Genomic DNA, 14,195 nt, shown 5'->3' with positions numbered 1-14,195 from the left:
ATTCCCCCCTACTCTTGTAAAGCCACCCGCAATACTTCCTCAACGGTTGTTAAACCGTTTTTTGCTTTTAAAAGGCCATCATCAATCAAAAAGATCATACCGGATCTTAATACATAATTCTTTATTTCGTTTATCGGTTTGTTATTCATCATCATTGACTGGATATTTTCATCAATCTCCAGCACCTCATGAATGGCCAATCTTCCTCGGTAACCGGTATTCTGGCATGATTGACAGCCTTTGCCTTTATAAAGCTTTCCGGCTCTCATTCCCCTTCTTTGAAACAGGTTTTTCTCCATTTCCGTTGGTTCGTAGGTTTCTATGCATTCTTTGCATATTTTCCGGATTAACCGCTGCGCCACTACCCCTGTTAATGAGGAAACCACTAAATATGGCTCAATGTCCATATCCATCAGCCTTGGGATTGTTGTCAAGGCACTATTTGTATGAAGGGTACTAAATACTAAGTGTCCTGTCAGTGAGGCCCGTACGGCAATGTCCGCTGTTTCTTTGTCCCGGATTTCCCCAATCATCACAATGTTTGGATCCTGGCGCAGAATGGACCGTAGTCCGCTTGCAAAATCAAGTCCAATCGCCGGGTTGACCTGGACTTGATTAATGCCGGCAAGCTGATATTCTACCGGATCCTCTATGGTAACAATGTTCACCTTTTCAGTATTAAGATAATTCAAAGCCGCATATAAGGTTGACGTTTTTCCCGAACCGGTCGGACCGGTAAGGAGAATCATTCCGGATGGCCTCTCAATCATTTGCACAAACTTCTGCAAATTAACTTTATTAAACCCAAGCTGTGCTAAGTTGATCATAACATTGGACAAATCCAGGATCCGGATAACAACCTTTTCTCCGTACACAGTAGGCAGAAGTGATATCCTTAAATCAACCTGTTTCATATTCACTTCAAGTTTTATTCTTCCATCCTGAGGCAGACGGGCTTCGGTGATATTCAAATTGGCCATTATTTTTATTCTGGCTATCATCAGGCTGTATATATTTCTTGATAAAGTCCGCTCTGTTCTAAGGATACCGTCCACTCTGTAGCGGATCAGTATCTTTGTCTCATGCGGATCAATATGGATATCACTGGCTCTTAATTGAAGCCCCATTGCCAGGATTTGATTTACGAGCCGTACAGCAGGTGCTTCTTCACTATCTATATCGTCATCATCCAATGAAGCGACATCCAAGTCTTCAAAGGTTTCAGCAGCATTATAGTATTTATGTAAAGCAGACAGGATTTCATCTTTCGTAGCAATGACAGGTGAAATTTGAAATCCGGTAGCCAGCCTCAAGTCATCCTGCGCAAAATAATCCATCGGATCGTTCATGGCAACGACAAGCTGATTGCCCTCTTTTTTAAGCGGAATCAGCTTGTTGCGAAACGCAAATTCCTTTTCAACGAGATTTAGTAAGCTCGCATCTATCGGATAACGAAACAGTGAAATATGCGGGATACCCAGTTGAAACTCCAGTACTTCTATCAGCTGCTGCTCCGTAATAAAACCGCGCTCAAGCAGGGCGTCACCAAGCTTTTGTCCTTCCTTTTTCAGCCGAAGCGTGTCCTGAAGCTGCTCATCCGTTACTATCCCAGCTTCGACTAAAAGATCACCTAAGCGTTTTCTTTTGATTGACATAATGTTTTCACCTGTTAATGTGGTATTTGTTCTGACTTTTCCAAACAGCAGTTACTAAGTTATTGAACTAATTTAGCAGTTTTGTAAAGTTCGCCATGATACTATCAATTTCAATTATATTATGTAATATTATCAATATAAAGGATAATAAGGGTTTGGTTATTAAACACGCCACCTTTTAAATATTCCAAAAATAATGCCTTACTTTAGAAAGAGAGTAAACCTAACGAGGTGATACCTGTGCTGTTAAATAACGAAGACGGAATAACATTAATTGAAATACTAGCGTCAATTACCATTCTATTTATTGTTATAGCTACTTTCTTTGCTTTTTTTACTAATGCATTTCAATATAACGCAATGAATTCCGATAGTATAAAAGCTGTGAATATTGCTCGGGAAAAACAAGCCATGTTTAAGGCAGATCCTTTAATGGAAAGTGCATTAACTAGATTTATAGACAATATTAATGATGGTGCGAATGCCGCTGATTTGTCGGCATCTTCGTATCCAGAATTAATGCTGGCTGAGGCCATTCAACCGCCAAATCCTGCTGAAACGGATGAGGCTAAGAAGTCATCTTACTTATTGAAAATGAACGACTCCAAATATAAGGTTTTTATTTATTTAAAGGGGAACGCAGATTTCGTAACTTGTGATAAATCAAAGTCTCTCTATAAAGTGTTTGTGGAAGTATTCCAGGAAGATAAAAAGCTAACAGACACATATACATATTTCGATTATGAAACAAATCCTTCAGTGTCATGTCCTGGCCTATAAAACGGGGGAAATTATGAGAAGAACTTTTAAAGATCAAAAGGCGCTTACCTTGATTGAATTATTAGCTGCACTGACAATCCTTTCCTTTATGATCCTGCTGGTTTCGGGGGTTTTTATTAATGGGATTAGTTATTCAAATAAGGCAAAGTCTACTGTAATGCTTCATGAGGAAGCAAATTATATTGTTACTTTCCTCACAAAGAAACATGAGACCCAAAAGTCATACACAATTGAACTAGACAACAATCCAAATGCGAGCATGATAACAATTACGGATGATAGCGGATCAAGTCAGGTAATTTCTAGTTCCGATTATCGCTACTCTCTATACGAGAATAGTGGAGGAACAGACACTTTAATGGATCAAAGAGTGGATATTAGTTCTACGTCTGCGCAGAGCCTATCCTTCAAATTGGTTATACAGGATGCAAAAAATCCAAAGAACCAATTTGAACTGAAAACGATAATCTCAAGATTATAGGGAGATGTCAAAATGAAGCTTCATACTTCCATAATAAAAAAAAATGAAAAAGGCATTACCCTTGTATCTGTGCTGTTAATGATAACTGTTTTCACTATTATTGGGATGACCCTACTAGGACTTATCATCACCAACACGAAGCAGGTAGAAAAAACTGAATCAGAAATACGCACTCTTGATATTGCAGAAATGGGTTTTAAGTATTATGTAACAGAATTTAACGAGTTTTACGATCGGAAATTACAGACTATAAGGAAAATTATACAAAGTGAAATTGCAGAAGATTATAAAAATAAGGAATTAAAAGCAGCAGATGTTTATGAAAAGATGGTGGCAGACCTCCTAATAAGAGCAATCAAGACATCACCGCTTGTTCCGAGTGCGCCAGGGACAATTGTCTACAATAAAACTGTTGACCAAGAAAGAAATTTCACTGTAACAATAGCCGATATTACCAACAATTTAAAATGCATTACTTGCAGCACAACTGCTCCCGGAGAGAAAATCGAACTAACTTTTAAAAGTGTGGGAACTTTTGGTAACTATCCAAAGAAAAGTATAACTTCTGCACTTACTTTAAATATAGGTGCCATAAAAATGAGCACAGGTGGTGGAGGAGGAGCGTATGAAACAATCATTCCAAGGCCCTCCAGCCTCCCCCTCTGTAACATTCAGACTTTTGGTTCAACAAGTTGTTCTTATAAAGGCGATGTCCAAATCAATCATCCCTTAGGCATAAAAAGTGCGGCTATTTTGGTAGATGGTTCTATTGCTGTATCCAAACCAATAAATAAAGGAATTGTTAATTCTACATTGTATGTAACAAAAAACGCAGCATTTTATAGCCCAATTAATGGAATCGTCAAAAGCAAAATTTTCATTGGTGAAGATGCCCAATTTAAGAATTTAAACCTCGGTATATTTAATTCCACCATTGTTGTAATGGGAGATGCCGCCTTTAATGAAGGTGGATATATTAATAGCATGATCGACTCCGCTATCTACATAAATGGAAATGCTGATTTTAATAAAAAATATATCAACCTATTTGGCATGTCCACAAAAGTATGTGTGCGTGGAACCGTTTCGGGTTTACCATGGAAAAGATATTATAAAATTTATTCTCCAACTATTAATCAGGCAAAGTTTAATGAAAATTGTAACGTTGGCGGAGATCTTTCACCAGGGGATGCTGTTTTTGACTGGTCTTTTGATTCATCAGCTATAGATTATCAGTATAACTAAATGAAAGAACAAAGGCTGTCAATGAGTTTGATTGACAGCCTTTGTTAATTTCTATGATTAATAATTCCAGGATCCAGACTTTCTGGTCCATCTATCGTGCCATCAGCATTTTCATTATCAAGGCTTTCCGTTTGATTTTCCTGGACAGCAGATGTATCCGTTTGCCCTGTTGGGAAAAGATCAGGAGCTTGTGTACTTGGCTGAACAATTTCTTCCACCACGATCTCATTCACCGGTAAATAAAAATCCTCAGCAAGTATGATGGACTCAATTTTCTTCCCCTGTGAATCTAAGATATCCCGGTAAACTGAAACTGAGTAACCTTTTTTTCCTTCTTGTTTAACACGGTTCTGTATCATGTTTATGTCGGGAACATATTGGATTATCTGTTTTGGCTGATATTCTTTTTTGTTTTCCATTCGAATTTTATAGGTAAACCCTACGTTAAGTCCAAGCACCTCGGCCGTGACAGTTCCTGGTTCCTTTGAGCTGAAGCGGACCTTTATGTCAAAATCATTTGGATTGAATAAAAGCAAGTCCATTTCGCCTGGTATTACCTTTGCTTCGTATCCTGCTTCAATGCCGTTAGGAAGTTCCTGGCTCGTGTGCCGTTCAAGTATTTGCACATTGGTCGGCAGAATTGACGAATATAAGACAGAAGCTATTTCACTTAAAAAAACAGCAGGGTATTTTGCACCTTGCTCTGTGGTAACGAGCTGTAAAAATGACACATTCATTTTCGCTGGAATGTTCAATTCACCATGCGTTTTAAGCCACTGCTCCAAATGCTTTGTATCAATGATATTCAGTTTTGAACTCGCTATTACATCCTGTTTCACACCGGCACCTTCAGCAATATAATCCGCAAGTTTAAATTCCAGTTTTCCTGCAGGGAGAGCAGAGATACTATTTTCTATTTCGGCTTTTAATCTTTTGATATCAATCGCCTTCGCCAATGATTCATCCGCAATTAACAGAACCTGCTTTTCGAGATCCGATTGCTGTATAGTCGAATACAGTTTATTTTCTTGATCATTTACTGCTGCCCCTAAAGATTCCTCAATCAGCAGATATACCATATCCAAAGGTATGGCCACATTTCTGTCAGAAAGGGTTAATACTACATTTGAATTCTTTTTCCAATTACCCACTTCTCCGTTTACTTTTGAAAAAGCTTGATCATATGAGAGATTTTCTATATTAACGGGGCCCAACATTGTTCCTTCGCTAAAATTCTCCTTTGCCAGAAAAACAGTTTCATAGGCATATGCACCAAACCTTGAAAAAGCTGTGATAAATAAGATACAAAATAAAATGATTAAAAATATCCTGAACGGAAATGGATGTCCAAGCTTCAATTCACCACAGCTCCTTCCTATTGGCGTTTGCCTTTTTTTCTTAAATAAAGCTCTTCCAAGTCATCAAAAATGTCCTCAAGCCGCTTTTCTTGCGAATGAAGAGTTTTCGGCTGTATACCCAAATATTTTTCAACATTGTGTTCTAGCGATTTTCTCTCTAATTCTTCCATATTAGTGAGAGAATCTTCTTTCAGCTGATTAGTAATATAAGAACGAGACTCTTTTAGCTTTTCTTCAGTATCACGAACAGCAGTGAGAGGCTTATCAGGTATTTCCTCAAGACCTCCGATATCAGAAAGTAACACGTCAGACTTCTCTTTTGTATTCTTATTAGTGAGATGCTCTTTTGATTCTACCTCCATCTCAGGGAAATTAGAAAGATTTTCTAATGGTTTTATATGTGTTTCACCAATATCGGCAAGATTCTCTTCTGTGCTTTTCTCCATCATAGAAATCTCATTAAGATAATCCTTTGTTTTCCTCTCTGTATCAGTTTTACTTGAGAGGTACTCTCCTGCAACAGCGCGGATAGCCGCAGGTTTAATATCACCGATTAACTCCATATTATCGGATTCACTGCTATCCAGTTTTGCAAATAACTTCATCCTTGCTCTTATTAATGCCTCGGCGTCATCAATGCTTTCATCTTCAATTGAGGAATTGAGCTCATCTGGCGACCCTATAAAAACCTGGGGTTTGATAGTGTCACTACGTTCCAGCTGAATCCGGTTTTGTATAAAATCTGTCTTGTCTTCTTCAACAAATCCAATGTTTTTCGGTGTTTCAATATCCTCAAGCAGATCTGTCCAGTCTTTATTCGGCTCATTTCCCAGAGGAGCTGGTTTCTCTATTGTAATGCCGTTCTCGTCTTCCGAAGTTTGATCTTCCTTTTTTCCATCCCAATCAAAAAGTATATTTTCCTCTGCACTATGTATTTCCGGGAGAATATCTGTTTGAAAGTATGAAGGGTTTTGATTTGTTTCTGAATTCACATTAGCATCTAGGTGACCGCCTGCTTGGGCTTTCTGAAGCTCCATATTTTCGTATACTTCTTTGTATGCCTTTTCCAAATCTGGTTCAGTAAAACCGCCTGCTTCTACAGAACCTGCCATATTTCCGGATGGACTATTGTCGGAAGGTCGAGTGTCAGAATGTGTTCTCTTCTTCATCGGACTAAAAAAGTCATCAACCGTTTCAAACATCTTTGCTTTCTCCTCAAGCTCAGGAAGTGAATAAATAGGTTTAATTTCAGGTATATCTTCTATCTCATCTTTTTCGTTATTATCTGAGGAATAAAAAAATGATGGAAACTTTTTATTAAAAAAGTAAGCTATTAGAGTTGAGAAGGCTACTTGAATTATCATTATCTGCCATAAAGGAAGGATTCCAAAGCCAAGCAGACCCATGAGACTAAGAAGGATTCCGGTGGCAAGCACAAACAGTTTCCCTTTTCCGCTCAATTTTAATGGCAAAAAAATGATCAGCAAAGAAAGGATGCATATCGCGAGTATTGCAGCAGAACCTAATATCATTAAAGCCACCTCTTCATATACGGCTATAATATTCCTACTCTTTATTATACTAAAAACATACATGGTTTGTTGAACATTTAAACAAGATTATCTTTGCATTAGGGATGCTATAAAAAATCCAGAGATAGTCATTCATTCTTTCTATTTTGCTATCAAAGTTCGATATATTTCCTGTAGCTAACATTCATTGAACCACTAAAATAATTTTAAGTAGTGGTTAACAGCCGACGTACCTCTGCCAAAAAGTATAATGATCCGGTTATTACCAGCACACTATCCTTCTCCATTAAGTCTAGTGCTTGATCCATTGCTCTTTTCCAGTTTTGCTGCAACTCTTTATTTTTCAATTTACTTTTTTCAAATAACACTTCAGCTTTCAGAGCGCGTTCATGGTTAATTTCTGTAAACCATATTTTTGCTGCGATCCGTCCGAGAGTGTCACTCATTTTCAGATAGTCCTTATCAGCCAATGCAGCAAAAATGATATAATACTTCCTTTCAGGGAAATAATTCTGAAGCGTTTCGGCCAGAACCTCGACTCCTGCCGGATTATGTGCACCATCAAGAACAATCAACGGCTGTTCAGAGACCATTTCGAACCGTCCATTATAAATTGTTTTTTTGAGGCCCAAGTGAATGCTGGCTTCAGAGATCGAAAATAGGCCTGTGCTGTTTAACCAGTCCACAGCCGCCACGGCAAGTGCAGCATTGCTAATCTGATGGCGGCCAAGCATTGATATTTGCAGACCGAAATAATTTGAATTGCCAACCTTCATAGAGAAAGACTGAAGCCTATCCCTTATAGTGTTGTCAGTTATTATAATATCTTCATCCAATATCATTATCGGTGAGTTAAGTCTCTTGGCCCTCTCTTTGATTACAGCAATGGCTTCGGCGTCCCTAGCCCCCGTAATAATCGGTATCTTTTCTTTAATGATCCCAGCTTTTTCCCCAGCAATTGCAGATATTGTATCCCCTAAAACCGCTGTGTGCTCAAGTGAGATATTTGTAATGACGGATAATATCGGAATTATAACATTCGTTGAATCAAGCCTTCCTCCAAGCCCCGCTTCTATAATGACAATATCCGGATTTCTTCTGCTGAAAAATACTAAAGCCATTGCTGTAAAAATTTCAAACACAGTTGGCTTGCGTTTTTCATTATCCATTTCCTTAATATACGGAAACAGTTCCATGAAAACAGACGAGAAATCTTGATCATTGATCATTTTCCCGTTCAGTGAGATTTGTTCATTCATGCTATGCAAATATGGCGATGTAAATGTTCCGACTGTCAGTCCTTCAGCAAGAAACATTTCTTTAATATAATGTAAAGTGGACCCCTTTCCGTTTGTTCCGGCTATATGGATATAGTTGAGACCTTGATGAGGATTCCCGGCGAGTTTCAGCAGCTGTTCCATCCGGTCCAGCCCAAAATCCATGCCAAGATCAACCTGTCTATTTTGAAAAAATAAATGTATCTCCTGGATATTCATTTTTATCCTCCAAATATGTATTGATGATATAGTATGTAAAAGAAAGACCAAGGCTTACTAACCCTTTTGATTTTACAACAAACAAGGAAGTGTTACATATATGGAAAAGCAATTATTCTGCTGGATTATCGTAAATGGGTATCTGAATCAGAAAAAATTCTCCGATTTAGCTGTTTTTATTCAGCGGGCAGCCGAAAAAAAGGGTGTAAATGCAAAGATCGTATTTAATTCAGATGTAATCCCATTCATCGCGGAAGGTAAGCCGCTTTTAAAAGGCAAATATTCAACATTGCCGGATTTTGTTTTATTTATGGATAAAGACATTCATCTTGCCCGCCACCTGGAGCAAATGGGAATCCCTATATACAACAGCAGCACAGCAATCGAATTATGCGATAGCAAAGCCAAGACACATCAAGCGCTCGTTCATCAGGGAATAGCAATGCCAAATACGGTTTTTCCCCCTTTCACCTTTGAAGGAATAGCAAGAAAAGACTTTGATGCATTTCGTGTTATTGGAAAGGAGCTTGGCTATCCGCTTGTCATTAAAGAGTCATATGGATCCTTTGGACAGCAGGTTTATTTAATTGAAAATGAGCAGCAATTAATCGAAAAAGCAACGGAACTTAGCCACAGGCCTTTCATACTTCAGGAATTCATCGAAAACAGCAGAGGGAAAGATATTCGTTTAAATGTTGTAGGCGGCGAAGTCGTTGCGTCTATGAAACGGATATCGGAAACTGATTTTCGGGCGAACGTCTCTGCTGGCGGGAGAACAGAGGCATATTTTCCAACAGACGAGGAAAAGGAACTGGCTATCAAGTGTGCCAGGATACTTGGAACGGACTATGCCGGGGTCGACCTTTTGTTCGGCAGCAATGGCCCGCTTGTCTGTGAGGTAAATTCGAATACTCATATAGTAAGCATCTACGAATCCACAGGAATAAATGTTGCGGATTATATGATGGATTTTGCTCTTGGTGCGGGAAGGAAAGGCCGATGAAGACTGGCTGGCTCATATACAATAGCATTGACGCTGAGAGTAACAAAGCTTATATACAATGGATGCTCGATGAAGCAAAGCGAGCGGACATCAAACTAGAGTTTCTGCTAAGGGATAGGCTGACAATTGGACATCTCAACCTCTCACTCACAGTACTGTATGATGGGGAGCCAATCTCCTATCCGGATTTTGCCATCGTTCGGACGATAGACCCCCTATTCACTCGGCAGCTTGAAATGATAGGGATAAGGACTTTTAATTCATCCATTGTGTCTGAAATCTGCAACAATAAAGCAAAAACTCATCAATTTTTATCCCCGCTTGGCATACCGATGGCTGATACAATTTTTTATCATGGTGAAAAACTTGATCAACTGGCTTTTCCTTTTCCTTATCCATTTATCGTCAAGGAAGTACACGGACGCGGCGGAAAACGTGTTTATATGATCAAATCGGAAGATGATATTAGGAAGATTGAGCATTTGAGGGGTACGTGGCTGCTTCAAAAACCAGCTGTTTTTGGAAAGGATATCAGGATTTTTGTAATCGGCCAAAAAATTATTGCCGCCGTTTTACGGCAATCAGATATAGATTTCAAATCCAATTATACCTTGGGCGGCAGGGCAGCAATATATAAGCTCTCCAAAAGCGAAATCGCTTTGGCAGAAAAAATCATTGCTGCGTTTGATTTTGGTATGGTAGGAATAGATTTTGTGTTTCATGAAGATGGCAGCCTGCTATTAAACGAAATTGAAGATGTGGTCGGCAGCCGGACATTAAGCGCGCTGACAGATCTCAATATTGTAAGGGAGTACCTAACATTTATCAAAAAAACAATTTAATTTTTTTCACAGGAAAAGGCCCGTTAATGAATCGACGGGCCTTTTATATATAATTTTTATAGTTCTTTTAATTCGCTAATTCTTCTAATTACAGCCTCTCGTTTTTCGCTGTAATCCTTTTCCTTGGCACGTTCTTCTTCGATTACCTTTGCAGGGGCTTTCGCTACAAAGCCTTCATTGCCCAGCTTTTTCTGAACACGTTCTACTTCTTTATTCAGTTTATCCAGTTCTTTTTCTAGACGGGCTACTTCTTCTTCAATATTAATCAGACCCTGCAGCGGAAGGATAAGTTCCACGCCGGTAATGACGGCAGTCATTGCCTGTTCAGGCTCCTGTACATCTACGCCAATTGTCAGTTCTTCTGGATTGCAGAAGCGTTCAATATAAGCGCTATTCTTCTCTAACTTGCCAAGTACAGTTTCATCTTTCGCTTTAAGAATCAGCTTTATTTTCTTGCTGAGCGGAGTATTTACCTCAGCACGGATATTCCGGACTGAGCGGATGATTTCAACAAGCAGCTTCATTTCTTCTGCAGCTTCCTCATCAGTCAGCTCAGGACGGACCAGCGGCCACTGGGCAACTGTAATCGATTCGCCATTATGCGGCAAATTCTGCCATATTTCCTCGGTAATAAACGGCATGAATGGATGCAGCAATCTCATCGTATTGTCCAGTACATATGCCAAAATGGAGCGCGTCGTTTTCTTGGCAGCTTCATCTTCTCCATAAAGCGGCAGCTTCGCCATTTCAATATACCAGTCACAGAAGTCGTCCCAGATAAAGTTGTATAGTACCCGGCCGACTTCGCCGAATTCATATTTATCGGCAAGCCTTGTTACTGTTTCAATTGTTTCATTTAATCTCGTCAGAATCCATTTATCGGCAACGGACTTTTCACCGCTTAAATCAATTTCTTCATATGTCAGGCCTTCCATGTTCATTAATGCGAAACGGGAAGCATTCCAAATCTTGTTTGCAAAGTTCCAGACAGATTCAACCTTCTCAATACTGAAGCGAAGATCCTGACCTGGAGAACTGCCGGTAGACAGGAAGTAGCGTAATGAATCAGCACCATACTTGTCAATAACATCCATGGGGTCAACACCATTGCCAAGCGATTTACTCATTTTACGGCCCTGAGCATCACGTACGAGACCATGGATCAAAACATCTTTAAACGGACGTTCGCCCGTAAATTCAATCCCCTGGAAAATCATCCTTGATACCCAGAAGAAAATGATATCATAGCCGGTTACAAGAGCACCGGTTGGATAGTAGCGCTTAAAATCTGCAGCCTCGTTTTCAGGCCAGCCCATTGTTGAGAACGGCCATAGCGCGGAGCTGAACCATGTATCAAGAACATCATTATCCTGTTCCCAATTTTCAATATCTGCAGGTTCTTCATGGCCAACATATACTTCGCCGGTCTCCTTATGATACCAGGCAGGAATTCGGTGTCCCCACCATAACTGGCGGGAAATACACCAGTCGCGGATATTTTCCATCCAGTGCAGGTATGTTTTTTCAAACCTTTCAGGCACAAAGTTAACCTTTTCAGAATAATCTTTTTGCTGAAGTTCAACTGCTGCATCCGCCAGCGGCTGCATTTTAACAAACCATTGAGTCGATAGGTACGGCTCAACTACAGCACCGCTCCGTTCAGAATGGCCAACAGAATGAAGATGCTCTTCCACTTTGAAAAGAACCCCTTGGTCCTGAAGATCTTTTACAATCTGCTTACGGCATTCAAACCGGTCCATACCCTGATACTTGTCCGCATTACCATTCATTGTTCCATCTTCATTCATGACAAGAATCCGTTCAAGGTCGTGCCGATTGCCTATCTCAAAATCATTAGGGTCATGTGCTGGTGTTATTTTAACAGCACCTGATCCAAACTCCATATCCACATAATCATCGGCAACAATCGGAATTTCCCTTCCCACAATTGGAAGTTTGACTTTTTTGCCGATCAAATGCTTATAGCGGTCATCTTCAGGATGAACGGCTACAGCAGTATCTCCCAGCATAGTCTCTGGACGGGTTGTTGCAATTTCAATATGTCCTGAACCGTCTGCCAAAGGATATTTCATATGATAAAAAGCACCCTGGACATCCTTATAAATTACTTCAATATCAGAGAGCGCCGTCTTTGTGGATGGATCCCAGTTAATGATACGTTCGCCGCGGTAAATGAGGCCTTTACGATAAAGAGATACGAATACTTCGCGTACTGCTTTTGACAGACCCTCATCCAAAGTAAACCGTTCGCGTGTATAATCAAGGCCAAGCCCGACCTTTGACCACTGCTCACGGATATGGCTTGCATATTCTTCTTTCCACTTCCATGTTTCCTCGACAAATTTTTCCCTGCCAAGGTCATAGCGGCTAATTCCATCATTGCGCAGTTTTTCTTCAACCTTCGCCTGCGTGGCAATTCCGGCATGGTCCATTCCTGGCAGCCATAATACATCATAGCCCTGCATCCGCTTCATCCGTGTAATGATATCCTGCAGCGTTGTATCCCACGCATGCCCAAGATGAAGTTTTCCTGTTACGTTGGGCGGCGGAATTACGATTGTGTACGGTTCTTTCTCCTGATTCTTCCCGGCTTCAAAAAATTTCCCCTGTAACCACCATTCATAGCGGCCTTTTTCGATGGATGCAGGGTCGTACTTTGTCGGCATAGAAATTGAATTTGTTTCATTGTTTTCCATCTGTGATTCCTCCTAATTAGAAAAGCGCAAGCGCCCTGTTTAGCCCTGACAAGCATAAGACTAGCGCTGACAGAAGGCGCTTTTTGCCTTCCGAAGTGATTGGCTTATGACCAGGGTTGTGACGGCCTTTGGTCACAACATTCGAGGGGCTGGGCGCTAGAGCTAGACATCTGTGCTAGTTAAAAAATTATACTTCCTTTGTACAAATAAAAAACTCCCATCATCACAAAAGGACGAAGGGAGTTGTTCGCGGTGCCACCTTTTTTCCGAAAAACAATCTTAAAAAGATTATTATAATCGGCTCTCAAATGTCCATAACGGCTTTTAACCGGCCTCTGCTAACCATCAGGATCACAGAAGCAGCTCCAGGGCGACTTCAGAAGGCACTTGCTTAGAAACCTCTCAGCAATGGTTTCCTCTCTAAAAAGCAGTTATTCTCTTACTCTTCCCTATCTTTGCTTTTAATTATATCGATTAAATATTTCCTTACTATATTACAGAAAAGCTTCCTGTGTAGTCAATAATCATTAACATTTTTTCAACATTTTATTCAGTTGTCTGCCGTATCCTTCCAAAAAGTACACATTTTCTTGCTTTCCTTCATAGAATGGATTATATCATCGGTTATCAGCGGATTCAGTAACGGATTGTAATTATGCGGATTGGAAAGAACTTCTTTCCTTTCTGTCAGGAAGGCGGGGATGAGAATGAGAAAAAGATACAACCCATATGCCTTGCCCCCCTGGCTCAGATATATCAGAGGGGTTTGCTGCCAGCTTAGTGTTCCTTTTTGTATTTTTCAGGGATTACGGACGTTTTTCCTTCCGACCACATTTGATGTGTTTTTGTTAGCTATTTTTATATTGATTACTGTCGCCCTTCATTTAGAGTGGATTTAAATGGAGGGCCGGAACCCATAATGAACCAAAGGCTTTCACCATTAATGCATATGGATATGAAAAAGATTGTTCATTAACGAAAAAATTATAATTAAAAGCTGCTGGCATTCGGTTCAGAGATCATGCTCTGAACCGCAATACCGGCAGCTTTTAGTGTTCATATGGGGCATGCGCCCAACAAATGAAG

Annotated in this window: 11 protein-coding genes and 1 other annotated feature; of the genes, 6 read left to right on the top strand and 5 right to left on the bottom strand. The window is 40.0% G+C overall.

What is annotated here, in order from left to right; translation table 11 throughout:
- Nucleotides 1-8 precede the first annotated feature (8 nt).
- Nucleotides 9-1,655, bottom strand: a complete 1,647-nt coding sequence (locus D0469_RS00210; RefSeq protein ID WP_117324647.1) for a GspE/PulE family protein — start codon at nucleotides 1,653-1,655, stop codon at nucleotides 9-11.
- Between the two features lie 240 nt (nucleotides 1,656-1,895).
- On the opposite strand from D0469_RS00210, the gene D0469_RS00205 reads away from it, so the two are divergent.
- Genes D0469_RS00205 through D0469_RS00195 form a run of 3 tightly spaced genes read left to right on the top strand, consistent with a single transcriptional unit; the run spans nucleotide 1,896 to nucleotide 4,161 of the window.
- A complete protein-coding gene (locus D0469_RS00205; RefSeq protein ID WP_117324646.1) occupies nucleotides 1,896-2,435 on the top strand; it encodes a type IV pilus modification PilV family protein in 540 nt (179 codons plus the stop codon).
- A gap of 13 nt (nucleotides 2,436-2,448) precedes the next feature.
- Entirely contained in the window at nucleotides 2,449-2,916 is a 468-nt protein-coding gene (locus tag D0469_RS00200; RefSeq protein WP_158553308.1) for a PilW family protein, read from the top strand.
- A 12-nt stretch (nucleotides 2,917-2,928) separates the two neighbouring features.
- Nucleotides 2,929-4,161 (top strand): hypothetical protein, encoded by a 1,233-nt coding sequence (locus tag D0469_RS00195; RefSeq protein ID WP_117324644.1) that lies wholly within the window; start codon nucleotides 2,929-2,931, stop codon nucleotides 4,159-4,161.
- A 44-nt stretch (nucleotides 4,162-4,205) separates the two neighbouring features.
- Here D0469_RS00195 and D0469_RS00190 read toward each other — a convergent pair whose 3' ends face one another.
- The 3 genes from D0469_RS00190 to D0469_RS00180 all read right to left on the bottom strand — a co-directional run bounded on the left by D0469_RS00190 (nucleotide 4,206) and on the right by D0469_RS00180 (nucleotide 8,547).
- Nucleotides 4,206-5,519, bottom strand: a complete 1,314-nt coding sequence (locus D0469_RS00190) for a VanW family protein (RefSeq protein WP_117324643.1) — start codon at nucleotides 5,517-5,519, stop codon at nucleotides 4,206-4,208.
- A gap of 17 nt (nucleotides 5,520-5,536) precedes the next feature.
- On the bottom strand, nucleotides 5,537-7,051 hold the full coding sequence (locus D0469_RS00185; protein WP_117324642.1) for a hypothetical protein: 1,515 nt from the start codon (nucleotides 7,049-7,051) through the stop codon (nucleotides 5,537-5,539).
- 206 nt (nucleotides 7,052-7,257) lie between these two features.
- On the bottom strand, nucleotides 7,258-8,547 hold the full coding sequence (locus D0469_RS00180) for a bifunctional folylpolyglutamate synthase/dihydrofolate synthase (protein ID WP_117324641.1): 1,290 nt from the start codon (nucleotides 8,545-8,547) through the stop codon (nucleotides 7,258-7,260).
- Between the two features lie 100 nt (nucleotides 8,548-8,647).
- On the opposite strand from D0469_RS00180, the gene D0469_RS00175 reads away from it, so the two are divergent.
- Together D0469_RS00175 and D0469_RS00170 are read left to right on the top strand one after the other, a co-directional pair.
- Complete coding sequence (locus D0469_RS00175; protein WP_117324640.1) at nucleotides 8,648-9,550, top strand: ATP-grasp domain-containing protein; 903 nt, start codon at nucleotides 8,648-8,650, stop codon at nucleotides 9,548-9,550.
- Nucleotides 9,547-10,392: an ATP-grasp domain-containing protein gene (locus tag D0469_RS00170; RefSeq protein WP_117324639.1), complete on the top strand. Its 846-nt coding sequence runs from the start codon at nucleotides 9,547-9,549 to the stop codon at nucleotides 10,390-10,392. The genes D0469_RS00175 and D0469_RS00170 overlap by 4 nt, the downstream gene beginning before the upstream one ends.
- A gap of 56 nt (nucleotides 10,393-10,448) precedes the next feature.
- On the opposite strand, the gene D0469_RS00165 is transcribed toward D0469_RS00170, so the two are convergent.
- The gene (locus tag D0469_RS00165; protein WP_117324638.1) at nucleotides 10,449-13,109 is read right to left on the bottom strand and encodes a valine--tRNA ligase; all 2,661 of its coding nucleotides are present in this window, start codon (nucleotides 13,107-13,109) and stop codon (nucleotides 10,449-10,451) included.
- 226 nt (nucleotides 13,110-13,335) lie between these two features.
- Nucleotides 13,336-13,574 (bottom strand) — a binding site (T-box leader).
- A 242-nt stretch (nucleotides 13,575-13,816) separates the two neighbouring features.
- Here D0469_RS00165 and D0469_RS21430 point away from each other — a divergent pair.
- Complete coding sequence (locus D0469_RS21430; protein WP_117324637.1) at nucleotides 13,817-14,008, top strand: hypothetical protein; 192 nt, start codon at nucleotides 13,817-13,819, stop codon at nucleotides 14,006-14,008.
- Nucleotides 14,009-14,195 lie beyond the last annotated feature (187 nt).

Origin of the sequence: Peribacillus saganii (genome assembly GCF_003429095.1) — a bacterium.
In the GTDB taxonomy this organism is placed as follows: Bacteria; Bacillota; Bacilli; order Bacillales; family DSM-1321; genus Peribacillus; species Peribacillus saganii.
This window is presented reverse-complemented; position numbering and strand designations above follow the sequence as displayed.